The organism is Bradyrhizobium sp. SPXBL-02 (assembly GCF_051853065.1).
GTDB lineage: Bacteria > Pseudomonadota > Alphaproteobacteria > Rhizobiales > Xanthobacteraceae > Bradyrhizobium.
Genome location: NZ_CP182474.1, coordinates 4,212,066 through 4,236,944, shown reverse-complemented (window position 1 = coordinate 4,236,944; position 24,879 = coordinate 4,212,066). Strand labels below are relative to the sequence as shown.

16 protein-coding genes and 1 tRNA gene are annotated in these 24,879 nt (G+C 65.2%); 15 read left to right on the top strand and 2 right to left on the bottom strand.

Translation table 11 applies throughout. The features are described 5' to 3' along the window. Nucleotides 1-9: 9 nt before the first annotated feature. The 4 genes from ACNJYD_RS19665 (at nt 10) to ACNJYD_RS19650 (ending at nt 7,817) form a co-directional block, all read left to right on the top strand. A complete protein-coding gene (locus ACNJYD_RS19665) occupies nt 10-747 on the top strand; it encodes an amino acid ABC transporter ATP-binding protein (RefSeq protein WP_439363055.1) in 738 nt (245 codons plus the stop codon). A 94-nt stretch (nt 748-841) separates the two neighbouring features. Beyond that, nucleotides 842-3,073, top strand: coding sequence for an O-linked N-acetylglucosamine transferase family protein (locus ACNJYD_RS19660; protein WP_439363054.1), 2,232 nt, complete (start codon nt 842-844; stop codon nt 3,071-3,073). A 114-nt stretch (nt 3,074-3,187) separates the two neighbouring features. Continuing rightward, nucleotides 3,188-5,461, top strand: coding sequence for an O-linked N-acetylglucosamine transferase family protein (locus ACNJYD_RS19655; protein WP_439363053.1), 2,274 nt, complete (start codon nt 3,188-3,190; stop codon nt 5,459-5,461). A gap of 118 nt (nt 5,462-5,579) precedes the next feature. Further along, nucleotides 5,580-7,817, top strand: coding sequence for an O-linked N-acetylglucosamine transferase family protein (locus ACNJYD_RS19650; protein WP_439363052.1), 2,238 nt, complete (start codon nt 5,580-5,582; stop codon nt 7,815-7,817). 58 nt (nt 7,818-7,875) lie between these two features. On the opposite strand, the gene ACNJYD_RS19645 is transcribed toward ACNJYD_RS19650, so the two are convergent. Beyond that, nucleotides 7,876-8,910 (bottom strand): cysteine synthase A, encoded by a 1,035-nt coding sequence (locus ACNJYD_RS19645; protein ID WP_439363051.1) that lies wholly within the window; start codon nt 8,908-8,910, stop codon nt 7,876-7,878. Between the two features lie 789 nt (nt 8,911-9,699). Between ACNJYD_RS19645 and ACNJYD_RS19640 the strand changes: the two genes are divergently transcribed. The 7 genes from ACNJYD_RS19640 (at nt 9,700) to ACNJYD_RS19610 (ending at nt 20,075) form a co-directional block, all read left to right on the top strand. Beyond that, nucleotides 9,700-11,121 carry an efflux transporter outer membrane subunit gene (locus tag ACNJYD_RS19640; RefSeq protein WP_439363050.1) on the top strand — a complete coding sequence of 474 codons (1,422 nt, stop codon included), beginning with the start codon at nt 9,700-9,702 and terminating at the stop codon, nt 11,119-11,121. Continuing rightward, on the top strand, nt 11,111-12,502 hold the full coding sequence (locus ACNJYD_RS19635) for an efflux RND transporter periplasmic adaptor subunit (protein WP_439363049.1): 1,392 nt from the start codon (nt 11,111-11,113) through the stop codon (nt 12,500-12,502). The genes ACNJYD_RS19640 and ACNJYD_RS19635 overlap by 11 nt, the downstream gene beginning before the upstream one ends. Nucleotides 12,503-12,538: 36 nt before the next feature. Then, nucleotides 12,539-15,688 carry an efflux RND transporter permease subunit gene (locus ACNJYD_RS19630; protein WP_439363048.1) on the top strand — a complete coding sequence of 1,050 codons (3,150 nt, stop codon included), beginning with the start codon at nt 12,539-12,541 and terminating at the stop codon, nt 15,686-15,688. Continuing rightward, on the top strand, nt 15,688-18,795 hold the full coding sequence (locus tag ACNJYD_RS19625) for an efflux RND transporter permease subunit (RefSeq protein WP_439363047.1): 3,108 nt from the start codon (nt 15,688-15,690) through the stop codon (nt 18,793-18,795). The genes ACNJYD_RS19630 and ACNJYD_RS19625 overlap by 1 nt, the downstream gene beginning before the upstream one ends. Before the next feature lie 36 nt (nt 18,796-18,831). Continuing rightward, nucleotides 18,832-19,572 carry a tRNA-uridine aminocarboxypropyltransferase gene (locus ACNJYD_RS19620; RefSeq protein ID WP_439363046.1) on the top strand — a complete coding sequence of 247 codons (741 nt, stop codon included), beginning with the start codon at nt 18,832-18,834 and terminating at the stop codon, nt 19,570-19,572. Between the two features lie 93 nt (nt 19,573-19,665). Then, nucleotides 19,666-19,739, top strand: a tRNA-Cys gene (locus ACNJYD_RS19615). A 189-nt stretch (nt 19,740-19,928) separates the two neighbouring features. After that, a complete protein-coding gene (locus ACNJYD_RS19610) occupies nt 19,929-20,075 on the top strand; it encodes a hypothetical protein (RefSeq protein WP_172789092.1) in 147 nt (48 codons plus the stop codon). Between the two features lie 78 nt (nt 20,076-20,153). Here the strand turns inward: ACNJYD_RS19610 and ACNJYD_RS19605 are convergent, their stop codons facing one another. Then, on the bottom strand, nt 20,154-20,348 hold the full coding sequence (locus ACNJYD_RS19605) for a hypothetical protein (RefSeq protein ID WP_172789091.1): 195 nt from the start codon (nt 20,346-20,348) through the stop codon (nt 20,154-20,156). 261 nt (nt 20,349-20,609) lie between these two features. Between ACNJYD_RS19605 and ACNJYD_RS19600 the strand changes: the two genes are divergently transcribed. The 4 genes from ACNJYD_RS19600 (at nt 20,610) to ACNJYD_RS19585 (ending at nt 24,874) form a co-directional block, all read left to right on the top strand. Further along, nucleotides 20,610-20,870, top strand: a complete 261-nt coding sequence (locus ACNJYD_RS19600; protein ID WP_212257044.1) for a hypothetical protein — start codon at nt 20,610-20,612, stop codon at nt 20,868-20,870. A 452-nt stretch (nt 20,871-21,322) separates the two neighbouring features. After that, complete coding sequence (locus tag ACNJYD_RS19595) at nt 21,323-22,486, top strand: PspA/IM30 family protein (protein ID WP_439363045.1); 1,164 nt, start codon at nt 21,323-21,325, stop codon at nt 22,484-22,486. Between the two features lie 10 nt (nt 22,487-22,496). Further along, nucleotides 22,497-23,156 carry an OB-fold-containig protein gene (locus tag ACNJYD_RS19590; protein WP_439363044.1) on the top strand — a complete coding sequence of 220 codons (660 nt, stop codon included), beginning with the start codon at nt 22,497-22,499 and terminating at the stop codon, nt 23,154-23,156. Nucleotides 23,157-23,179: 23 nt separating this feature from the next. After that, complete coding sequence (locus ACNJYD_RS19585) at nt 23,180-24,874, top strand: flotillin family protein (RefSeq protein WP_172789087.1); 1,695 nt, start codon at nt 23,180-23,182, stop codon at nt 24,872-24,874. Nucleotides 24,875-24,879 lie beyond the last annotated feature (5 nt).

Genomic DNA, 24,879 nt, shown 5'->3' with positions numbered 1-24,879 from the left:
GAGGCCACCATGTCCGTCCCCATCGTCAAGATTTCGGGCCTGAACAAATGGTACGGCGATTTCCACGTCCTGCGCGACGTCGACCTTGCGGTGCAGAAGGGCGAGCGCATCGTGATCTGCGGCCCCTCGGGCTCGGGCAAGTCCACGCTGATCCGCTGCATCAATGCGCTGGAGGAATTCCAGGAGGGCGAGATCGTCGTCGACGGCATCGAGCTCGGGCCGAACCTCAAGCATATCGATGCGGTTCGCCGTGAAGTCGGCATGGTGTTCCAAAGCTTCAATCTGTTCCCGCATCTGACCGTGCTCGACAATTGCACGTTGGCGCCGATCTGGGTCCGCAACATCCCCAAGAAGGACGCCGAGGCGACTGCGATGAAGTTCCTGGAGCGGGTCAAGATCCCGCACCAGGCCAACAAGTTTCCGGGCCAGATGTCCGGCGGCCAGCAGCAGCGTGTCGCGATTGCCCGGGCCCTGACCATGAACCCGAAGGTGATGCTGTTCGACGAGCCGACTTCGGCGCTCGACCCCGAGATGGTCAAGGAGGTGCTCGACACCATGGTCGACCTCGCTGAAGAAGGCATGACCATGCTGGTCGTCACCCACGAGATGGGCTTTGCCCGCGAGGTTGCCAATCGCGTCGTGTTCATGGACGCCGGGCAGATCATCGAGGCCAACACCCCGAACGAGTTCTTCGCCGCCCCGCAGCACGCCCGCACGAAGCTGTTCCTGAGCCAGATACTGCGCTGAGCCACGGCGCCGGCGGCCTCGCCGGCCTGACCGCAAGCCTGGCACCATCCGAATCGGCTTGCCTCTCTTCGGACCCATCCTCCGGAGAGAGACCTTGCAGAGCAGTGCCGGCGCGCGCGCATACCAGAATGCGCGACTGGAAAAGAAGCTGAAGAAGCAGGCGGACGCCGTCATGGCCTTCGCGATCGAGGCGCTCGGGCAGGGCAGGCTTGCCGAGGCCGAGATGCTCTGCCGCGAGATCTTGAAGGAAGTGCCCGATCATTTCCATGCCACGCACCTGCTCGGCCTGCGCGCGTTCGACGGCGGGCGGCTCGAGGAAGCGGAATTCCTGCTCGAGCGTGCGATTGCGCTCGATCCGCGCTCGCCCGACGCGCACGGCAATCTCGGGGCCGTCTATTTCGCGCTGGAGAAATTCAACGGGGCCCGCGCATGCCAAGAGAAGGCCATCGCGCTGAAGCCGAATTGTCCGATCACCCTGACCAATCTCGGCAATACGTTGCTGCACATCGGCCTTGGTGATGAGGCGATCGGGCTGCACGAGCGGGCGATCAGGCTGAAGCCGGATTATGCCGATGCGTTCTGCAACCGCGGCATGGCGGAATTGATGACCGGCCAGTTCGCGCGCGCCAAGGCGAGCTTCGAACGCGCCCTGTCGTTTCAGCCATCTCACGCCGAGGCGATCGCGGGCGGGGGCATGGTCAGCCTCGAGCTCCGGCACTTCGCGGTGGCGGCTGCCGCCTTCGACGCAGCGCTCGCGATCAAGCCGGGGTCGCCGCGGATTCTGCTGCAGCGTGGACGGCTCAACCTCAGTCTGTCCCGGCTGGAGCAGGCGGCCGCGGATCTCGACGCGGCGCTGGCGCAATCGCCACGGCTTGAGCTAGCGCTGTGCTGGCGGGCGCAGATCGACATTCTCGCGGGAAACACCGCGCGGGCGATGGCGGGCGTCAAGACACTGCTCGAGGTCAATCCGCGATCCGAGATGGGGTTGGCGCTTCTGGCGGCCTGCCACGTGAACCAGGGAGACATCGGGACGGCGCTCGCACACCTCGACGCTGCGCTCGAGATCGCACCGGACTTCCCGGAGGCGATCGGATACAAGATCTTCGTGTTGGACTACCTGCCGGAGGCCGATTTCGTCGCGCAGCAGGCCGCGCGAAGATACTGGTGGGATGCGATCGGTGCCAAGCTTCCGCAAAGGACGCTGGCGCCCCGGTCGCTCGATCCGGACCGGCGGATCGTGATCGGATACGTCGCGTCCGAATTCAGGAACCACTCGGCGGCGTACTCGCTGTTGCCGGTGCTGCGCCATCATGATCACGCCAGGTTCAAGATCGTCTGCTATTCCTGCTGGCCCATGCAGGACGACATGACGGAGAGGTTCAAGCCTCTCGCGGATGTCTTTGTCGACGCCGCACAATTGTCCGATGACGAGCTGGCCGACCGCATCCAGGCCGATGGGATCGACATTCTGATCGACGTGTCCGGGCACACGACCGGCAGCAGGCTTCATGTCTTTGCCCGCAAGCCGGCGCCGATCCAGGTCACGGGCTTCGGGCACGCTACGGGGACAGGCCTTCGAACCATGGACTACGTGCTCGCGGACCCGATCTTCATTCCGCAATCGGTGCGCCACCTCCTGGCCGAGAAGGTCCATGACCTGCCGTGCCTGATCACGATCGATCCGATCCTGCACGTGCCGCCTTCGGAGCCTCCCATGCTCCGCAACGGCTACGTCACTTTTGGCGTGTTCAACCGCATCTTCAAGATTTCGGACGAGGCCATCCGGGTGTGGGCGAAAGTCATGCATGCGGTGAGGGGATCGAAGATCATCGTCAAGAACGGGCTGCTTGACGATCCATTGCTGCGCGATCGGCTGATCGCGCGGTTCACGGCGCAGGGCATCGCCGAAGAGAACGTCATCTGCATGGGCTCGACCTCGCGCCCCGAGCATCTGCGGGCCTTTGCGATGGTCGACATTTCCCTCGATACGTTCCCGCAGAATGGCGGCATCAGCACCTGGGAATCCCTCTATGCGGGCGTTCCGGTGGTCGCCAAGCTCGGCAGCGGCGCCTCCTCGCGCGCCGGCGGCTCCATCGTCGCGGCCGTCGGCCTCGATGACTGGGTGGCCGAGGATGACGAGGGCTATGCCGCGATCGCGTGCAAATATGCGGCGCAGCCGGCCCATCTGGCAAAGTTGCGGGCGGACCTGCCGGCTCGGATCGCTGCCTCGCCCGCCGGCGACGTCGGACTTTACACGCGTGAGGTCGAGGCGGCCTATCGCCGGTTCTGGCGCGATCATTGTGCCGCCGCCTCGGAGCTGGTGTAGCAAGATCTTGCGCCGGGCCCCGTGAAATCCCGGAGGCGATGGAGCTCGGGTGACCGGCCGGCCAGGCTCGCGAATCAGTTAGACTCTGCCCAGGGCATCCTCCGGAGAGACACCTTGCAGAAGAGCGGCGGCGGCGCGCGCGCGTTCCAGAATGCGCGATTGCAGAAGAAATTGATGAAGCAGGCCGACGCCGTGATTGCCGCCGCGGCGAACGCCTATGGCCAGGGCCGATATGCCGAGACCGAGGCGCTGTGCCGCGAGATCCTGAAAGCCCTTCCGGATCATGTCGATGCCCTTCACCTGCTCGGCATGTGCGCCCATGACGGCCGGCGCCTCGAGGAGGCGAGAGAACTGCTGGAGCGCGTGATTGCGCTCGATCCGCGCCTGCACGATGCCCATAACAACCTCGCGACCGTGCATTTCGACCTCGGCAATTACGAGGAGGCGCGGCGGTGCCAGGAGAGGGCGATCGCGCTGAAGCCGAATTTCGCGGTGGCGCTGACCAATCTCGGCAACACGCTGATGCATCTGGGGCAGTACGTACAGGCGCTCGAGCTGCACGAGCGCGCGATCAAGATCAAACCGGATTATGCCGATGCGTTCTGCAATCGCGGCATGGTCGAGATCGTGCTTGGGCAGATCATGCGTGCCAAGGAGAGCTTCGATCGCGCTTTGCTGTTTCAGCCGCGTCACGCCGAGGCCATCGTCGGCAGCGGCATGGTCAGCATGGAGCTGCGGCATCACGAGGAGGCGGCAGCCAAGTTTGCCACGGCGCTCGCGATCAAGCCCGGCGCGCCGAGGATCCTAGCCCAGCGCGGGCGGCTCAGCTACGAGCTGCAGCGCCTGGAGCCCGCGCTTGCGGATTTCGAAGCGGCGCTTGCGATCTCGCCCAAGCTCGAACTGGCGCTGCGCGGCAAGGCACAAGCCTGCCTCGTGATGGGAAAGACCGCGCAGGCGATGGCGGCCGCAGCGGCGTTGATCGAGCAAAATCCGCGCTCCGAGATGGGGCAGGCCCTGATGGGCTTCGCTTATTCGAACCAGGGAGACATGGACGCTGCGATCCACTATCTCGATCGCGCGCTTGCTCTCCGGCCGGAATACGGAGATGCGATCAGGGGCAAGATCTTCTTGCTGGACTACCTCGCGGAGGCCGATTTCTCGGTCCAGCAGGCTGTACGGAAGTCCTGGTGGGACGCGATCGGCTCGAAGATGCCGCAAAGGACGCTGCCAAAGCGGCCGCTCGATCCGGACAAGCGGATCGTGGTCGGCTATGTCGCGGCCGAATTCCGGCAGCACTCGGCGGGCCTCACCTTGCTGCCGGTGCTGCGCAACCACGATCACACCAAGTTCGAGATCGTCTGCTACTATTCCTGGCCGGGCGCGGACGAGTACACCGCCATGTTCAAATCATTGGCGGACGTCTGGGTGGATGCCTGGGGGCTTTCTGACGACGAGCTCGCCGATCGCATTCAGGCCGATAATGTCGACATCCTGATCGACGTGTCCGGCCACACGACCGGCAACAGGCTGCAGGTTTTCGCGCGGAAGCCGGCCCCGATCCAGGCCACCGGCTTCGGACACGCGACGGGCACAGGCATGCAGACCATGGATTATGTGCTCGCCGATCCCATCTTCATTCCGCCCTCGGCCCGGCACCTGTTTCCCGAGAAGATCCACGATCTGCCGTGCCTGATCACGATGGAGCCGGTCACCAATCTGCAGCCTTCCGAGCTGCCGATGCTCCGCAACGGCTACGTCACCTTCGGCGTGTTCAACCGCATCTACAAGATCTCGGATGATGCGATCCGTGTGTGGTCGCGCATCATGCGCGAGGTGCCGGGATCGAAGATCATCCTCAAGCACGGGCTGCTCGACGATACTCTGCTGCGCGATAGCCTGGTCGCACGCTTCATTGCGCAGGGCATTGCGGAGGAGGACATCACCTGCCTCGGCACCACCTCGCGCGACGATCACCTGATGGCCTTCGACAAGATCGATATCTCCCTCGACACGTTCCCGCAGAATGGCGGCATCAGCACCTGGGAGTCCCTCTACAAGGGCGTCCCGGTCGTGGCCAAGCTCGGCATTGGGGCCTCCTCGCGTGCCGGCGCCTCCATCGTGGCGGCCGTCGGCCTCGGCGAATGGGTCGCGGAGGACGACGACGGCTATGTCGAGATCGCCCGCAAGTTTGCCTCGCAGCCCGAATATCTGGCGAAGTTGCGCGCGGGCTTGCCGGCCCAGATCGCAGCCTCGCCCGCCGGCAATGTCGAGATCTACACGCGTGAGCTCGAAGCGGGGTACCGCAAGTTCTGGCGCGACTATTGTGCCGCTGCCGGCGAGCGCGGCGACGCCGCGGTCAGCGAGGCGGACGCACCTGGCGGCTCCTGAGCCGCATCCTGCAGGCGAACCCCGGGATCTCCCGGACGGATTTCTGGTCCGGCAGTTCGGCCGGGCCGGGACGCGAATCAGTTAGACTCGGCCCTGGGCCATCTTCCGGAGAGACACCTTGCAGAGCAGCGCCGGCGCGCGCGCATTCCAGAATGCGCGATTGCAGAAGAAATTGAAGAAGCAGGCCGACGCCATCATTCCCGCCGCGGCGAACGCCTATGGCCAGGGCAGGTATGCGGAGTGCGAGGTGCTCTGCCGCCAGATCGTGCAAGCCGTTCCGGATCATTTCGACGCCACGCACCTGCTCGGGCTGAGTGTGCAGCAGGGCGGACGCCTGGAGGAGGCGCAACAGCTGCTCGAGCGTGCGATCGCGATCGATCCGCGTTCGCACGAGGCGCAGAGCAATCTCGCGACCGTCTACGTCGTCCTTCAGAAATTGGAGGCGGCCCGCGCCTGTCAGGAGAGGGCGATCGCGCTGAAGCCGAATTTTACGCCGGCCCTTGTCGGCCTCGGCAACACCTTGCTCCAGATGAACCTGCCGGGACAGGCTATCGATATCTACGATCGCGCCATCAAGCTGAAGCCCGACTACGCCGACGCGCTTTGCAATCGTGGCGTGGCGGAGCTGGCACTGTACCGTTTTGACCGCGCCAGGGAGAGCTTTGATCGCGCGCTGTTGTTTCAGCCGCGCCACGTCGAAGCGCTCATCGGCAAGGGCATGGTCAGCATCGAGCTCAAGCGCTACGATGAGGCGGAAGCTGCGCTCGCGGCGGCGTTCGCGATCAAGCCCGATTCTGCGAAGATTCTGGCGCAGCGCGGACGCCTCAACTCGGCACTGTCGCGGCTGGAACAGGCTGCCGCGGACTTCGATGCGGCACTTGCACTTTCGCCGCGGTTCGAACTTGCCTTGCGGGGAAAGGCGGAGGTCTCGCTCAGCCTGGGGAATACCGCACAGGCGATCCTGGCCTGCACGACTTTGCTCGAGCAAAATCCACGTTCCACGATCGCATTGGCCTTGCTGAGCTCCTGCCTTGCAAATCAGGGAGAAATCGCCTCCGCGATCGAACATCTCGACGCGGCGCTGGCGATCTCGCCGGATCCAGACTTGATGGCGCGGAAGATCTACTTTCTGGACTTTCTTCCCGACGCAGATTTCACGATCCAGCAGGCGACACGAAGGTCCTGGGGCGAAGCGATCGGCGCCCGCGTGCCGCAAAGGACGCTCGCCTCTCGGCAGCTCGATCCCGACAGGCGGATCGTGATCGGCTATGTTTCTGCCGAATTCTGGTATCACTCGGCGGCGTTCGGCCTGCTGCCGGTGCTGCGCCACCATGATCATGCGAGCTTCGAGGTCGTCTGTTATTCGTGTTCGCCGACGAAAGATGCGATCACGGCCGAATTCAGGTCGGCGGCGGACGTCTGGGTCGATGCCTGGCAGATGTTCGACGACGAATTGGCCGATCGTATCGAGGCCGACAAGGTCGATATCCTGATCGACGTCTCCGGGCATTCGTCGGGCAACAGGCTCCAGGTCTTCGCCCGCAAGCCGGCGCCCATCCAGGTCACGGGCTTCGGACACGCGACCGGTACGGGCCTTCGGACGATGGACTACGTGCTCGCGGACCCCGTCTTCATTCCGCAATCGGCACGGCATCTGCTGACCGAAAAGGTCTATGACCTGCCGTGCCTGATCACGATCGATCCCATCCTGGATGTGCCGCCGTCGGAGCTTCCCATGCTCCGCAACGGCTACGTCACCTTCGGCGTGTTCAACCGCGTCAACAAGATTTCGGACGAGGCCATCCGCGTCTGGTCGAACGTGATGCGGGAGGTGGCCGGATCGAAGATCATCATCAAGCATACGCTGCTCGACGATGCCCTGGTGCGCGACGGTCTCCTCGCGCGGTTTGTCGCTCACGGGATTGCCGAAGAGAGGATCACTTGCCTCGGCTCGTCCGAGCGCGCCGATCATCTGCGAGCCTTCGCCTTGGTCGATATTTCGCTCGATCCATTTCCGCAGAACGGTGGCGTCAGCACCTGGGAATCCCTCTATGCGGGCGTTCCGGTCGTCGCCAAGCTCGGCCACGGCGCATCGTCGCGCGCCGGCGGATCCATCGTGGCGGCCGTCGGTCTCGATGACTGGGTGGCCGAGGATGACGCGGGCTACGCCGCGATTGCATGCCAATTTGCTGCCCAGCCCGCGCTTCTGGCAAAGTTGCGCGCGGAATTGCCGGCCCGGATCGCAGCTTCAGCCGCGGGCAATGTCGAAACCTACACCCGCAGGGTCGAGGAGGGCTACCGCAAGTTCTGGCGCGACTATTGCGCCGCAGCCTTGGAAAGCGGGGAGATCGCTTAGAGCCGAACTGCGCAGTGCTTGTGGACGTGCGCCCTCGGCCCGAGGACGCGCGTAACGATCACACGAACGGCGGCTTGATGTTGCTGCGCTTCTCCAGCCATTCCGGCACCGGCAGGTTCTTGGCGCGCATGAAGTCCGCGTTGAACAGCTTCGACAGATAGCGGCTGCCGGAATCGCACAGCACGGTGACGATCGTCTTGCCGGGCCCGAGCTGCTTCGCAAGTCGCATCGCGCCGACGACATTGATGCCCGTCGAGCCGCCGAGGCACAGACCTTCGTGCTGGAGCAGCTCGTAGATCGCGCTGACGGCGTCAGTGTCGGGAATGAGATAGGCCTCGTCGACCTTGGCGGTCTCGACGATCGCCGTGGCGCGGTTGAGGCCGATGCCCTCGGTGATCGAGCCGCCGGGCGTCGCCTTGGAATCCCCGGTCCTGAAATATTCGTACATGCCGGCGCCGTGCGGATCGGCGCAAGCGATGCGGATGTCCTTGTTCTTCTCCTTCAGATAGCGGCTGACGCCGGCCAGCGTGCCGCCGCTGCCGACCGAGCAGACGAAGCCGTCGACCTTGCCGCCGGTCTGCTCCCAGATCTCGGGCCCCGTGGATTCGTAATGTGCCTTGGCGTTGTCGAGGTTGTTCCACTGGTCGGCGAACAGCACGCCATTGGGCTCGGTCTTGCGCAGCTCGTCGGCGAGCCGCCGGCCGACATGTTGGTAGTTGTTGGGGTTGGCGTAGGGAAGGGCCGGCACCTCGATCAGCTCGGCACCGCATAGCTTCAGGAAGTCCTTCTTCTCCTGGCTCTGCGTCTCCGGAATCACGATCAGGGTGCGGTAGCCACGCGCGCTCGCAACGACGGCAAGGCCGATGCCCGTGTTGCCGGCGGTCGCTTCCACCACGAGCCCGCCGGGCTTCAGCTCGCCGCGCTTCTCGGCCTCCAGGATCATCCATTTGCCGGCGCGGTCCTTCACCGACTGACCGGGATTCATGAACTCGGCCTTGCCCAGGATGGTGCAGCCGGTCAATTCCGAAGCCCGCTTGAGCTTGATGAGGGGGGTGTTGCCGATGGCTTCGACAACGTCGTTGCGAATGGTCATGTCAGGGGAAATCACTACCAAGGGGTTGATCGGCTTTGGCCCGAACCTAGTGCTTGGCAGGCCAAAGGGGAAGGCTTTTGCGCTGCGGCGAACCCGAGCGAAACGCCCACGGAAACAGTGATATGCCCGAGAAGAGACCGGCGCTGATGCGCGGGGCCATGAGGCGGGATATGAGTAGGAGGAAACAGCCGAACCCCGGCCAGGGCAAGAAACGATTGCGCTCCCGATGAGCGCTGTCGCGACCAATTCTTGCCACTGGCGAGACGGGCTGCGACAGGACGCGTGGACTGCGGTGACAGCCCAGGAGAATATCGGCGCGTTGGACGGCTTCGTTTTCGGCAAGATTGACGGTGTTGCGCGCCGCGCAGAGGATGGGACTGAGCTGAAGGCGCGTTGGGCGGTCCAAATGAAGAGCGAAGCTAAGGGTGTGGCCGCGATATCACATGAAATCTTGGTAAGCTTGCTTACGTTTCCCAATGTTTCTCAGTAAAAGAAGTTACTGCGAGACAGGTACTTTTCGTATTTTCTTCAGCGCGCGCCCAGCGCATTGGCCCGGGCATCTCGCAACTGCGGCACTGTCCCGCCGTTCCGCGCCCGGCTAGTATGCATCGCAGGTTCCGTAGAAAGCATCACCGCTGTGAACGCGTTGTCCAAGGCCACCCGACTGTCCCGCCGCGAATCGGTTAATCCGGCGGCGTTGCGGCGGCTTGATCTGCCCGGCGGGGGGTGGACGTGACACACCAAGTTCCAGCGATCGCCTCGCGGCGATCTCTCGGTTCTGCATTCAGGATGCGGCCCGCGGCCCGATGGATGGCGGTGCTGTGTCTCGCCGCCGCCTCGGGGGCCTGCGTGCTGACCCAGGATCTCCCCGATCCCGCGCTCGACGTTCCCGCGCATTACAAATATGCCGGCAAGGGCGATGCGCCGCCGTCGCTGGATTGGTGGCGCGGTTTCCGCTCTGCGGAGCTGACGCAGCTGATGGAGGAAGCGCAGACCGTCAATCTCGACATCGCTGCCGCCGTGGCGCGTATCGTCCAGGCTGACGCCCAGGCGCGGCAGGCCGGCGCGGCGTTGCTGCCGAGTCTGTCTGGCACCGGCCAGGAGACCTATTCGCGCACCTCCGGCTCTTCGGCCTCGGGGCTCACCAATGGCGGCCGTGAGGTCGTCAACTATCAGGCTTCGCTCAGCGCGAGCTACCAGCTCGACTTCTGGGGCCAGAACCGCGATGCACTGCAGACGGCCGAGGAGACGGCGAACGCCAACCGCTTCGATCGCGACACGGTCGCGCTGACCACGCTCGCCGCCGTCGCCAACGCCTATTTCCAGGTGCTGGCCTCGCAGGATCGCATCAGGACCTCTCAGCGCAACATCGCGAGCGCGCAGCGCATCCTCGATGCGGTGAGGGACCGCCGCAAGGCCGGCACCGGCACCGATCTCGACGTCGCCCAGCAGGAGAGCGTGCTGGCGAACCAGAAGGCCCTGGTGCCGCCGCTGCGCCAGACACTCGATCAGAACGTCAACGCGCTCGCCGTGCTGGTGTCGCGCCCGCCGGAGAGCGTGCGCGTGCACGGCGGCTCCCTGGATCGCATCGCGATCCCGCGCGTGACGCCCGGCCTGCCGTCGGAGCTGCTGACGCAGCGGCCGGACATCCGCCGGCAGGAGGCGCAGCTCGCCTCGGCCACCGCCAACATCGGCAATGCCCGTGCGCAGTTCTTTCCGACCATCCAGCTCACCGGCAATGGCGGCTATCAGAGCGCGGCGCTGGTCTCGCTGTTCCAGCCGCATGCGGCCTTCTTCCAGCTCGTCGGCAGCGCGACGCAGCCGATCTTCGACGGCGGCAAGATCCTCGGCAATTTCGAATTGGCCAAGGCGCGGCAGGACGAGCTGCTGCAGACCTACCGCAAGACCATCGTCCAGGCCTTTGCCGACGTCGACAATGCGCTGTTCTCGATCAAGCAGACGACGATCAAGCTGCAATTGCAGCGCGACGTCGTCGCCGCCTCGCGTCGCGCTTTCGATCTCTCCGAGCAGCAATTGCGCGCCGGCACCGCCGACATCGTCACCGTGCTCAACACCCAACTGACCCTGTTCCAGGCGGAAGACGCGCTGTCGCAGGCCCAACTCGCACGGCTTCTGGCCATCGTCAGCCTGTACCAGGCGCTCGGCGGCGGCTGGGAGCCGCGAATGGAGAAACCGGTCAATGCTCTTTAAGCCCGACACCAAGCAGGGCGCGGGAGCGGGGACGGCGACGAGATCGCGCGGCCGCGGCTTCGTCATGACCCTGATCACGCTCGCGATCCTCGGCGGTCTGGGCTATGTCGGCTGGATCGTCATGCACCAGCAGCAGACGAACAACCGCAACCAGCGTCCCGATCTGCCTGTGCCGGTGCTGGCAGCGAGCCCGCGCATCCAGGACGTGCCGGTCTATCTCGACGGCGTCGGCGCGATCCGCGCGCTGAACACCGTGACCGTGCGCTCGCAGGTCGACGGCAAGCTGATCGCGGTCAACTTCACGGAGGGCCAGGACGTCAAGAAGGGCGACGTGCTCGGCGAGATCGATCCGGCCATCTATCAGGCGCAGTACGACCAGGCGGTCGCCAAGAAGGCGCAGGATCAGGCCCAGCTCGCAAACCAGCGCATCGACCTGACACGCTACGAGCAGCTCGCCGCCTCCAACGCCGGCTCCAAGCAGCAGGCCGACACCCAGCGCGCGCTGGTCGCGCAGACCGAGGCGCTGGTCAAGGCCGATCAGGCCGCGATCGACAACGCTGCGGCGACGCTGAGCTACACCAAGATCGTGGCGCCGATCTCGGGTCGTGCCGGCCTGCGCCAGGTCGACCAGGGCAACATCATTCATGCCTCCGACACCACCGGCCTCGTGGTGATCACGCAATTGCAGCCGATCGCGGTGTGGTTCAGCCTGCCGCAGCAACAGATCATGCGGGTCAATGCGGCCGCGGCGAAGGGTACGCTCGCGGTCGACGTGTTCGGCAATGACGGCATTACGGTGATCGATACCGGCAAGCTTACCGGCATCGACAACCAGGTCGACCAGACCACCGGCACGCTCAGGCTCAAGGCCGAATTTCCCAATGCCAATTACCAGCTCTGGCCGGGCCAGTTCGTCAACGTCCGCCTCAAGGTCGAGACCTTGACGCAGGCGCTGGTGGTGCCGACCTCGGCGGTGCAGCGCGGCCCGATCGGCACTTTCAGCTACGTCATCGGCGAGGGCAACATCGTCTCGGCCAAGCCCGTGACGGTGACCCAGCAGAACGAGCATGATGCCGTGATCGCCAGCGGCCTGTCGGCGGGCGACAGGGTCGTCACCACGGGCTTTGCCAATCTGTCCGACGGCTCCAAGGTGATCGTCGGCCGCGACGACCAGACGCCGTCGGCCGATCTCGCCCCGCGCAAGCGCTCGCGCGCACCGGACGCGCAGAGGCAGGACGGTGCCAAAGAAGGCCAGAAGGACGGGCAGGGCAAGGACGGCGAGTTACGCGCCAAGCGCAAGAGCAGCGAAGGCGACCAGAAGGGGCAGACAGGACCGGCACCGGGGCCGGGGGCATCGGAAAGTGGAGCCAAGCAGCCATGATCCGACAACGGCCGCTTGCAGCGGCAGGCACAGCCCATGGGTGTCTCTGAACCCTTCATCCGCCGGCCGATCGCGACCTCGCTGCTCGGCATTGCGCTACTGATCGGCGGGCTGCTGGGCTATTTCGCGCTGCCGGTCTCGGCGTTGCCGCAAGTCGATTTCCCGACCGTGCAGGTGACGACGCAGCTGCCTGGCGCGAGCCCCGACGTGATCGCCTCGCTGATCACCGCGCCGCTGGAGCGGCAGCTCGGGCAGATCCCGTCGCTCTCGGCGATGAACTCGACGAGCTCGTTCGGCGTCAGCCAGATCTCGCTGCAGTTCGATCTCAACCGCGACATCGACGGGGCAACGCAGGACGTGCAGGCCGCGATCAATGCCGCGGCCGGCGTGCTGCCCAAGACGCTGCCTTACCCGCCGACCTACGCGAAGGTGAATCCGGCGGATGCGCCGGTGATGACGCTCGCGCTGCGCTCGGACACGATCTCGCTGCGCGCAATGAGCGACATCGCCGACACCATTCTGGCGCAACGTTTGAGCCAGATCTCCGGCGTCGGGCGCGTTTCCGTGCTGGGCGGGTTGAAACCGGCCGTGCGTATCCAGGCCGATCTTGCGCGCCTTGCAGCCTATGGCATCGCGATGGAAGACCTGCGCACGGCGATCGCCAATGCCAATGTCTCGGGCCCGAAGGGCTCGCTCGACGGCGCACAGCAATCCTACGTCATCGCCGCCAACGACCAGATCGCCGTCGCCGAGGCCTACAAGCCCGTCATCATCGCCTACCGCAACGGCTCTCCGGTGACCATTGCCGACGTCGCCCAGATCGTCGACGGTCTCGAGAACGACCGCACCGGTGGCTGGTACCAGGGCACGCCGGCGGTGATCATCGACATCCAGCGCCAGCCCGGTGCCAACGTCATCGACGTCGTCAGCCAGATCCGCGCCGAAATTCCCAAGGTCCAGCGCGCGATCCCGGCCGGCGTGAACCTCACCATCGTCTCCGACCGCACCGTCACCATCCGCGCCTCGGTGCGCGACGTGCAGTTCACGCTGGTCCTTGCCGTCGTGCTGGTGACGCTGGTCGTGCTGTTGTTCCTGCGTTCGTTGCGCGCGACCGTGATCGCCGGCGTCGCGCTGCCGTTGTCGCTGATCACGAGCTTCGGCATCATGTATTTTGCCGGCTTCAGCCTCGACAATCTGTCGCTGATGGCGCTGACGATCGGCACCGGATTCGTCGTCGACGACGCCATCGTCATGATCGAGAACATCGTGCGCCACATGGAGAATGGCGATGGCGCGATGGAAGCCTCGCTCAAGGGCGCCAGCGAGATCGGCTTCACCGTGATATCGCTGACGGTCTCGCTGATCGCGGTGTTCATCCCGCTCCTGTTCATGTCGGGCCTGGTCGGGCGCATGTTCCGCGAGTTCGCGCTGACCCTGACCATCGCGGTCGTGACCTCGGCAGTGGTCTCGCTGACCCTGACGCCGATGATGTGCTCGCGGCTGCTCAAGCACGCCCACGAGGAGCTGGCCGTGCCGGGACTGGCCGCGATCAGCCGCTTCATCGACCGCACGGTCCATGCCTATCACCGATCGCTGTTGTGGGTGCTGGAGCGCCAGCGCGCCACACTGGTCGTGACCTTCGCCACGCTGATCGCGACCCTGGTGCTCTATGTCGTCGCGCCCAAGGGCTTCCTGCCGCTGCAGGACACCGCCTCGATCACGGCGGTGACGGAGGCGGGGCCCGACGTGTCGTTTGCGGAGATGAAGAGGCGGCAGGCCGAGGCGGCGGACGCCATCAGGGCTGATCCTGATGTGGTCGGCGTGGTCTCGGTGATCGGTGCGGGCTCCGTCAACCCGACCACCAATGTCGGCCGCCTCGTCATGAGCTTGCGGCCGCGCGGCGAGCGCCGTGACGATGTCAGCGTGGTCGTGACCCGGCTGAAGGAGAGGGTCTCCGGCATCCCCGGCATGACCGTCTATTTCCAGCCGGTGCAGGACGTGCAGATCTCGACCCAGTCGAGCCGCTCGCAATACCAGTACACGTTGACCGGCACCGATGCGACGCTGGTCTCGGAATGGGCGCGCAAGCTGGTTGCGGAGATGCGGCGCGATCCCCTGTTCCGCGACGTCTCCTCGGAGGCGCAGGAGGGCGGCCTGCGGGCGCAGCTCGACGTCGACCGCACCCGGGCCGGCCAGCTCGGCGTGAGCCTGCAAGGAATCACCGACACGCTGAACGATGCCTTCGCACAGCGGCAGATCTCGACGATCTACGGCCAGGCCAACCAGTACCGCGTGGTGCTCGAGGCGCTGCCGATGTACCAGCGCGATCCCTCGATCCTCTCAAAGCTCTATCTGCCGGGCGCGGCGAGCGCCACCGCCGGCGCGCCCAATGCCCAGGTGCCGCTGTCCGCCGTGGCGACGCTGAAGCGGACCACGGCGCCGCTGGCGATCTCGCACCAGGCACAATTCCCGTCGGTGTCGCTCAGCTTCAACCTCGCGCCGGGCGCGGCGCTCGGCGATGCCGTCGAAGCCGTGAAGGTGATCGAGACCCGCATCGAAATGCCGGGCAGCATCGTCGGCATCTATGCCGGCGATGCCGCCGAGTTCGCCAAGGCGCTGGCCGGCCAGCCCTGGCTGCTGCTCGCCGCCGTGATCACGATCTACATCGTGTTAGGGGTGCTCTACGAGAGCTACATCCACCCGATCACGATTCTTTCGACGCTACCCTCGGCCGGCGTCGGCGCCATCCTGGCGCTGATGTTGTGCGGGCAGGACCTCTCGGTGATCGGCCTGATCGGCATCATCCTCCTGATGGGCATCGTCAAGAAGAACGCGATCATGATGATCGACTTTGCGCTCGAGGCCGAGCGCGGGCAGGGCATGTCGCCCCATGAAGCGATCGTGCAGGCGTGTCTCTTGCGCTTCCGCCCGATCATGATGACCACGCTGGCGGCGCTGTTCGGGGCGTTGCCGCTGGCGATCGAGAGCGGCACCGGCGCCGAGCTGCGCTTCCCGCTCGGCATCTCCATCATCGGCGGCCTTCTGCTCAGCCAGCTACTGACACTTTACACGACGCCCGTGATCTATCTCGCGCTCGATCGCATCAACCGCCGTCTCGAGCGGGCGTTGCCGCCGACCGAATCCGGCGGCCCGCCGGTCGCCGGCGCGACCGAGGGGATGCAGTGATGGCGTCGATCTCGGAGCCCTTCATCCGCCGTCCGGTCGCGACCACGCTGCTGTCGATCGGGCTGTTCCTGCTGGGTGTCGTCGCCTACGAGTTCCTGCCCGTCGCCTCAGTCCCGAACGTCGACTTCCCCGCCATCTTCGTCTCCGCCAGCCGGCCCGGCGCCGATCCATCCGTGATGGCGGCGACGGTGGCTTCACCCTTGGAGCGGCGTCTCGGCGAGATCGCCGGAATTAATCAGATCACCTCGACCTCGAGCCTCGGCACGACCAGCATCCAACTCCAGTTCGATATCGGCCGCAACATCGACAAGGCCGCGCGCGACGTGCAGGCGGCCATCAACGCCGCGATGGTCGACCTGCCGAGCGACCTGCCGACGTTGCCGCGTTTCCGCAAGGCGAACACGGCCGGCGCACCCATCTTCGTGCTGGCGCTGACCTCCAAGACGATCTCTCCGTCGGCGATCTACGACGTCGCCGACAGCGTGCTGGCGCAACGCATCTCACAGGTACCGGGCGTCGGCAACGTGTCGATCTCCGGCGCCGACCAGCCGGCCGTGCGCGTGCAGCTCAACCCAGTCGCACTGTCCAATGCTGGAATAGCGACCGACGACGTGCGCACCGCGATCATCGGCGCCAACGCGCTCGGCCCCGTCGGCATCTTCGAGGGCGAACGTCAAAGCGAGACGCTGTCGCTGAACAAGCAGATGCGCACGGCGAAGGAGTTCCGCGACATCGTCATCAAGAGCTCGGGCAGCAATTTCGTGCGTCTGTCCGATGTCGCCGACATCGAGGATTCCGTCCGCAACGTCCGCTCGATCGCCTGGTTCAACAGGCAACCGGCGGTTCTGATCCAGATCACCAAGCAGGGCGATGCCAACGTCATCGACACTGTCGACCGGGTCAAGGCGCTGATCCCCGAGCTGAAGCAGTGGATTCCCGCCGGAGTCGAAATCTCCACCCTGGTCGATCGGACCGGCACGATCCGCGCCAGCGTGCTGGATATGCAATGGACGCTACTGGCGACGGCTGTCCTGGTGATGGTCGTCGTATTCCTGTTCCTGCGGCGGATCACACCGACCATCGCGGCCGGCATCTCGGTGCCGCTGGCACTCGCCGGGACCTGCGCCGGCATGTGGGTCGCGGGCTTCTCCATCGACAATCTGTCGCTGATGGCGCTCGCCATCTCCGTCGGCTTCGTCGTCGACGATGCCATCGTCATGATCGAGAACATGTTCCGCAATCTCGAGCACGGCATGCCCCCGTTCCGGGCGGCGCAGGAGGGCGCCAAGCAGATCGGCTTCACCGTGGTTTCGATCAGCCTGTCGCTGATCGCGGCCTTCACGCCGCTGATCTTCATGGACGGCGTCGTCGGCCGGCTCTTACGCGAATTCTCCCTGACGCTGACCTTCGCCATCCTGGTCTCGACGCTGGTGTCGCTGACGGTCACGCCGATGATCTGCGCCCATTACATCCGGCAGACCACCTCCGGCACGGCAACGCTGTTCGACCGCATCATCGAAGGCACGCTGTCGCGCACCATCGGGTTCTACGCTCGCAGCCTTCGCACAGTGCTGGAATTCCCGCTGCTGACGCTGCTGGTGTTCTTCGCCACCATCGCGCTCACGGTGACGCTCTACGTCAAGGTCCCCAAAGGCTACTTCCCGACGGACGATTCCGGCTTGATCATCGGCGCGACGCGCGCCTCGGCCGATATCTCGTTCCAGTCGATGCTCGGCCTGCAGCAGCGGCTCGCCGAGATCGTGATGAAGGATCCGGCCGTGGCCGGCATCGGATCGACCGTCGGCAGCGGAGGCGGGGGCCCGGGGCCGGCGACCTCGAACCGCGGCACCATGTTCATCAGCCTGAAACCGCCGGAGGAGCGCGCGCACGTGTCGACGGAGGTCGTGATCGACCGGCTCAGGCGGGCGCTGTATCCCGTGCCCGGCATCCGCCTCTTCATGTTCGCCGCCCAGGACGTGCGCGCCGGCGGGCGGCAGAGCGATTCCGATTACCAATATACGCTCACCAGCACCGATCTCGGCCTGCTGCAGACATGGGCGCCGATCGTGGCCAAGCGCATGGAGAGCGTGGAGGGCATCACCGACATCTCCAGCGATCGCGACCCCGGCGGACTGCAGCTGACGCTCTCGATCGACCGCCAGAAGGCGTCCGCGCTCGGCGTCAGGGTTCAGGACATCGACAACGCGCTGAACAACGCGTTCGCACAGCGGCAGATCTCCATCATCTACACCCAGCGCAACCAGTACATGACCGTGCTGGAGATCGACCCGAAGTTCCAGGTCGACCCCTCCAATCTCGATCGCATCTACGTCGCCGGCGCCGGAGATGCGCAGGTGCCACTGTCGGCCGTGGTGCGCGCGACGCGCGGACTCGCTGCGCTCGCCGTCTATCATTCGCAGTCGTTCCCATCGACTACGGTGTCCTTCAACCTGATGCCGGACGTGCCGCTTCAGGCGGCGACGCAGAACATCCAGCGCGCGGTCGATGAGTTGCACATGCCGGAAGGCATTCGCGGCAGCTTCGACGGCAATGCCGGCGACTTCGCCAGGACGAGCGGCCGCCAGCCGCTCTTGATCCTCGGCGCGTTGGTTGCGATGTATATCGTGCTCGGGGTGCTCTATGAGAGCCTCGCCCATCCGCTCACGATCATCTCGACGCTGCCCTCGGCCGGCTTAGGTGCGCTGCTCGCCTTGCAGCTCACCAACACGCCGCTGACGGTAATTGCCTTCGTCGGCATCATCCTCTTGATCGGCATCGTCAAGAAGAACGGGATCATGATGGTGGACTTCGCGCTCGAAGCCGAGCGCCAGCGCGGCCTGTCCTCGGCCGAGGCGATCTTCGAGGCCTGCCAGGCGCGTTTCCGCCCGATCCTGATGACGACCATGGCGGCGCTGTTTGCCGGCATTCCGCTGGTGATCGCGACCGGCCCCGGCACGGAGCTGCGCCGCCCGCTCGGAATCACCATCATCGGCGGCCTGTTCGTCTCGCAGATCCTGACGCTGTACACGACGCCCGTGATCTACCTGCTGATCGACCGCATGCGGCGCCGCTCCGTGCCGCGGCCGCTGGCGGCACCGGCGGAATAGGTTGTTGACGCGCCGCTTCAAGCGTATAGCGGCGCCATGTCCAACCCGCCCGACACCGTCGCCGCGCCGGCCGAACCGATCCCTGAATGCCCGCATTGCCAGAAGCCGATGCCGCTCTGCATTTGCGACAGCGTCACGCCGATCGAGAACCGGCTCTCGCTCCTGATCCTCCAGCATCCGCAGGAGCAGGACAGAGCGCTCGGCACGGCGCGGCTGCTGGCCAGGCACTTCGCCGATGCCACCGTGCGGGTCGGCCTGTCCTGGCCAAGCCTGTCCAAGGCGCTGGGACGGCCGGTCGAGATTGCCTCGCACTGGGCCGTGCTCTATCTCGGCTCGGCACGCGCGGCCGATCTCGATGCTGAAGGCGAGATCGTCGCGCTCAACCGCAAGGGCGAGGTCGCGGAGAACCAGCGCGCGCTCCTCGGCAAGCTCGAAGGCGTGGTGCTGCTCGACGGCACCTGGAGCCAGGCCAAGGCGCTGTGGTGGCGCAATCCCTGGATGCTGAAATGCCAGCGCGTGATCCTCAATCCGTCACGCCCCTCGCGCTACGGACGCCTGCGCAAGGAGCCGCGCCGCGACGGTCTCTCGACCATCGAAGCGGCGGCGACGATTCTGGCCGGCCTCGAGCGGCGTTCCGACATCGCCGAGACATTGCTTACCAGTTTCGAACGGATGCTGGCGCGCTACCGCGAGGTCCAGGCAGAGATGCCGGAACTCGCGCCCAAACCCGCGCCGAAGAGCCGTCGGCGCGACTTCCGGCGCGGCAAGCGCGCCTGACTTTGGTCCACATTGGAAAAGGCTAGTGCCGTCAAAGTCGGACGAAGGCGGTTGCCTCGGCCATTGATCCCCTATATTGCTCCGCCCCTACGGGGCCACGTGGCGGAGTGGTTACGCAACGGTCTGCAAAACCGTGTACACCAGTTCAATTCTGGTCGTGGCCTCCATTACAAGCTCCTGATTTTTCAGCAAAAGTGCGAACTCGCCGCGGCTTTCACGGCAGTGCCGGCAAGGCCTGCATTGCCGCGCCCACCGGGTTTGTCCGGGGCTTGGCGGAAACCCGCGATTGTCCCATGGCACAGACTTCGCATGTGCGAAGCGATGCATGTTCCCATCAACTGAGCGCTGGAGAGCACGTGGGCGAAATCGTCCGATTTGTCTCGAAATCCGAGCTGGAGCGGGCTCGTCTCATTCGTGAGGCGCGCGCGATCTATGACAGCATCTTCCCACCGGCCGTACCCGAGCGGGCGCCGCAGGACGGCGACGAGCGCGCCAAGAATTGATCGTCGTGACGCTGGGCGTGGGGGCTCGGTGGTGGGCCGCCCGCAAGGCGAGCCGCATCCGCTGACGTGAAGTCGGCCTCAGCAGGCCGCGTACCAGCCGTCGGGAAAGGGCAAGAGGGGCCAGGCGCCCTCGTTGTCATTGGCAGCCTTGGGCGTCGCGTCGAAGCTCCACGAGCGGGGCACGAATTCCTCCACCGGCACGGGCGCGAAATCTTCAAAGACCATGGCGTCCCGGACAGCATCCAGCAGCAAATTGAATTCGGCTTCGCTCATCACACCCTCGCAGAACGCGGATGGCGCAATGTCGCAAAGTCGGTTTGTTTCCGGATTGACCCGATCGTTCGCATTTTAACGATGCGGCGATCGGGATCCGAATGGTTAGCGATTCCTGAAAATCCCCATGGAACCCTAAGCGCCGCCGCCTCGCGGCGGGTGTGAAAGAGATCACATTCTCAGCGGTTTATTTCTCCTACCCCTTTGCACCATGCCGGCCAATGCAGGCCGGAGCGGGCAGGGTAGAGCGGGAGACTGGTCATGAAGGCGAGATTCTTGCGGTTTGCGGGCGTGAAGAGCCGGGCGCGGGGCGCCTCGACGGTCGGGCTGTTCCTGACGCTGTTTGCCTCCGCCGCCCATGCGCAGGGAACAGCGGAGCAGCGGCGGGCCTGTACCCCCGACGTCTACCGGCTGTGCGCCGGCGAGATCCCCAACGTCCGCGCCATCACCACCTGCCTGCGCCGCAACCGCGCCAGCCTCAGCGAGGCCTGCCGATCCGTGTTCGACCAGGCGGGTGGCTGAACGGCCCCGCTTGTGGGTTTGTGCGCAGCAAGGGCATCGCACGGGCTCGCGAATCCGCCACAGTCACCCTGTGGATATGCTGTGGATTTGCTGCGGATACCGGACGTGGATGCTTCGCTCTCTCGTCGCATCCTGGTCGGCAATCGTCATAGCTCTGTCAAAATTAGCTCACCGAATGATTCGTAAACGCGAAGAAGTTGCGGCGCCGGCCGATATCAGTTGGTTTCCAGCATTCGAAGCCCCATTGATGAACCACGGCCTGCCGAACCGTCCCCGCATTTCGCCTCAAATTGCAACCGACGCGTGCAAGAAGTCTTGATCGGCCGTGAGCTAGGGGTGATCAGGCCGCCTTGAACGCGGGCCCGGAGCGCCGCGACTAACCGACAGAGTGCATAGGGATCAGCGGAACGTGATCGAGCTTCCTCTTTCGAAAGCACCAAAATGGTGCTTTAGTGCTTTCCATGAGCCAATCGCCCCGACACGCGCCGTCTGCGCTGCGTTACAGGCTTGCCCCTGACCCGGCCGCCAAGGCCGCCATCGAGGCGACGTTTCAGGCCTATGACCGCATGATGGAGATCCTCGACGAGGTGGCGCGGGCTCACAATGTGGGTTCCAACGTGGTCCTGATCCACGCCCATGCCTACGAGCCGATCCGCAAACAGACCGCGCTGCCCTCGCGGCTGGTGACGCTCGGCCTGCGCGACCGCACGGAGTATCGCGCCGCCCAAGGACGCCGCCTGCCGCTCGACGACAAGCTCGCCAAGATCAAAGGGCCCGCCACCATTTCGATCGCGACCGTGCAGGGGCGCTTCAGCGTGCCCTTCGACTACGCCGGCTATGCCGAGGGCTGGGGGCAGAGCGTGCCGGCGCGCCTCATCCGCACCGACGACGGTTTCGAAGTTCACTACGGCGTCACGCCGAACAGCCTGCCAGAGGAGGAGAACGCCATGGATACCATCGCTGCCGCTCCCGACAACTTCCTGTCCCGTGTCGGGCGCCTGATCGCCGGGATCGCGTACGATGCGATCGAGCAGGCGGAAGGCAAGAACAAGCTCAAGGTGGTCGGACAGGCCATCCGCGAGATCGAGCGCGCCGAGAGCGAAGCGCGAGATGCGCTCGCCGCCGCGCGGGCCGAGGAATACCGCCTCAACGCGCGCCGTAGCGAAATCGAGCGCGCGATGACCGATCTGACCGCCAAGATCGAGGGCGCGATCGCCGATGGCCGCGACGATCTCGCTCGCGCCGGCATCGCGCGGCAGATGGATCTGGAGGCGCAGTTCGAGGTGCTCTCGCGGGCCATCGACGAGAACAACGAGAAGATAGAGCAATGCGTCACCTCGCTGCGCGCGGTGCTGTCGGCGCTCCAGGATGCCGAGCAGCGCCGCGCCGATCTCGAAAAGAGCGAGGCACATGCCAGCCCACAGGCATCAACGTCGTCGCGGAAATCCGGCGGCACCTCCGCTGCCGCGAAGGCGTTGCGCGCGGGCAGGGCGGTGGCGCGGGCCACCGGCGTGCCTCCGGGCATCCCTTATTCGAGCGACATCGACGAGCTCAGCACGTTGCATCGCGACAAGGAAATTGCAGCGCGGCTGGCCCGGTTGAAGTCGGGCTCCTGAGTGCCGTGTCATGAGCGCTCTGCTCGAACACGTCATGTCGCCGGAAGTCAGGCCGTTCGCTATCGCGGCGGCCATGATCGTCATCGTCGGCTCGATCGAGGTGGTCTCCATGCTGGTGGGGGCCTCGCTCAGCGAGATGCTCGGCACCAACATCGATTTCGCCCATCCCAGCGACAACGGCGTGCTCAATGCCATCTCCTGGGTCAATGTCGGTGGCGTGCCGCTCTTGATCTTCCTGTTGTTGCTGCTCGGCGCCTTTTCCATTACCGGCTTCCTGATCCAGGACATCGCCCGGTTTGTTGCAGGTCCCTTGCCGGCGACGGTCGCCTCTGCCGCCGCCGTCGTGGTGTCGGTTCCGCTGGTCCGCTCCGCCAGCCGGGCTATCGCGCGGATCATTCCCAAGGACGAAAGCTACGTCGTCGGCTTGGGCGATCTCGTCGGCCGCATCGGGGAGGTCGTCGTCGGCCCGCTCGACCAGGGGCCGCCGGGCCGCGTCAGCGTCGCCGACGTCCACGGCAACCGTCATTTCGTCTCGGCGGTCGCGGCGCCGTCATCGGGGCCTTTGCCGCAGGGAACCATGGTCCTGCTGGTCGACCGCGATGGCACCCGTTTCGTCGCGGTGAAGGCCGACGATGAACTCAAGCCGTCCAAGCCCACTCTAAGCAGTTAGCAAGTCCTACAGCGGAGAAAGCCATGTTCGACATCGCAGTCCCGGCCGTGATTGGCGTCGCGCTGATCGTCGTCCTGGGGATCGTCTTTACCATTCTCTACAAGCGCGCCACCCGCGACGAGGCCTTCGTGCGCACCGGGCTCGGCGGCAAGAAGGTGGTGCTCGACGGCGGCGCCATGATCCTGCCGATCTTCCACTCCTACGCCAGCGTCAATCTGAAGACGCTGCGGCTCACCGTCGAGCGCAAGGAGCGGGAATCCCTCATCACCAAGGACCGCCTGCGCGTCGACATCGTGGCCGAGTTCTATGTGCGCGTCCGCCCGGACGAGGAAAGCATCGCGCTCGCGAGCCAGACGCTGGGCGCGTTGACCAACGACGCCGAAGCGTTACGCAACCAGGTCGAAGCGAAATTCGTCGACGGTCTGCGCTCGGTCGCGGCGACCATGAGCATCCTGGAGCTTCAGGAGAAGCGCTCGGACTTCGTCAAGCACGTGCAATCGACGGTCGAGTCCGACGTGAAATCGAACGGGCTCGAACTGGAATCGGTGTCGCTGACCAAGCTCGACCAGACCGACGTCAAGTTCTTCAACCCGGAGAATTTCTTCGACGCCGAAGGTCTCACCCAGTTGAAGACGGTCACCGAGACCCGCCGCCGCGATCGCAACGCCATCGTGCGCGACAACGAGGTGGCGATCGCGCAAAAGGACCTCGAGGCGCGGCAGCAGACCCTCGGGATCGAGCGGACCAAGAAGGAAGCCGAGCTCTCCCAGGAGCGAGACATCGCCAACAAGACCGCGAGCACCCGCGCCGAGGTCGCAACCGCGACGCAGACCGCGCGCCTGACCGAGGAGAATGCCCGCATCGACACCGACAGGGCGGTTGCCGAGAAGGAGGCCGGCGCCAAGCAGGTCAAGGAAACCGCGGTCATCGAGTCGGACCTCGCAATCAACAAGCGCAAGACCGACGCCCAGCGCGAGATCCAGATCGCGACGCAGGAAAACGAGATCCAGATCGCAGCGAAGAGCAAGCAGACCTCGGAAGCCGTTGCCGAGGCCAAGGCCGCCGAAGCGCTCGCCGTCTCGGCCGAAGAAAAGGTCGTGACTGCACGCGCGGTCGAGGTCGCCGATCGCGCCCGTCTCACCCAGGTGCTCGCCGCCCGGACCGAGGCCGAGCGCAAGTCGACCGAGTTGATCGTTGCGGCCGAAGCCGAGAAGAAGGCCTCGCTCGACCGTGCCGAGGCCGTCAAGACGCTGGCCACGGCGGAAGCCGAATCCAACAAGATCAAGGCGGTCGGCGTGCGCAACATCGGCGAGGCGGAAGCTGCCGTCATCACCATGAAGAACGAGGCGCAGAACAAGCTCGGCAGCAACGTCATCGATTTCGAGATCGCCAAGAAGCGGATCGAGACCATGCCCTCGGCCCTGGCCGAGATGGTGAAGCCGATCGCGAACCTCAAGGACGTCCGCATCCTGCACACCGGCGGCGCTTTCGGCGGCAACGGCGCCGGCGGAGGCAATGTGGGCTTCGGCGAAGGCCTTGCCGGCGAGCTGCTCAAGGTGCACGCGCTGCGCCCGATGATCGACGAGATCCTGCGCCAGAGCGGCTTTGCGCCGGGCGACGATCCGGTGAAGGCGCTGGTCGGCGCCGTGACGGGAAAGAGCAACGGCGCGGCCGTGCCGGCGCCTGTGCCGGAGAAAACAAGCCCTGCCGAACTATGAATGCC

Excerpts from the sequence above, each read along its gene's own strand:
- ACNJYD_RS19665 (WP_439363055.1), top strand. The coding sequence starts at position 10 with ATGTCCGTCCCCATCGTCAAGATTTCGGGCCTGAACAAATGGTACGGC.
- ACNJYD_RS19645 (WP_439363051.1), bottom strand. The coding sequence starts at position 8,910 with ATGACCATTCGCAACGACGTTGTCGAAGCCATCGGCAACACCCCCCTC.
- ACNJYD_RS19640 (WP_439363050.1), top strand. The coding sequence starts at position 9,700 with ATGCGGCCCGCGGCCCGATGGATGGCGGTGCTGTGTCTCGCCGCCGCC.
- ACNJYD_RS19635 (WP_439363049.1), top strand. The coding sequence starts at position 11,111 with ATGCTCTTTAAGCCCGACACCAAGCAGGGCGCGGGAGCGGGGACGGCG.
- ACNJYD_RS19630 (WP_439363048.1), top strand. The coding sequence starts at position 12,539 with ATGGGTGTCTCTGAACCCTTCATCCGCCGGCCGATCGCGACCTCGCTG.
- ACNJYD_RS19625 (WP_439363047.1), top strand. The coding sequence starts at position 15,688 with ATGGCGTCGATCTCGGAGCCCTTCATCCGCCGTCCGGTCGCGACCACG.
- ACNJYD_RS19620 (WP_439363046.1), top strand. The coding sequence starts at position 18,832 with ATGTCCAACCCGCCCGACACCGTCGCCGCGCCGGCCGAACCGATCCCT.
- ACNJYD_RS19605 (WP_172789091.1), bottom strand. The coding sequence starts at position 20,348 with ATGAGCGAAGCCGAATTCAATTTGCTGCTGGATGCTGTCCGGGACGCC.
- ACNJYD_RS19600 (WP_212257044.1), top strand. The coding sequence starts at position 20,610 with ATGAAGGCGAGATTCTTGCGGTTTGCGGGCGTGAAGAGCCGGGCGCGG.
- ACNJYD_RS19590 (WP_439363044.1), top strand. The coding sequence starts at position 22,497 with ATGAGCGCTCTGCTCGAACACGTCATGTCGCCGGAAGTCAGGCCGTTC.
- ACNJYD_RS19585 (WP_172789087.1), top strand. The coding sequence starts at position 23,180 with ATGTTCGACATCGCAGTCCCGGCCGTGATTGGCGTCGCGCTGATCGTC.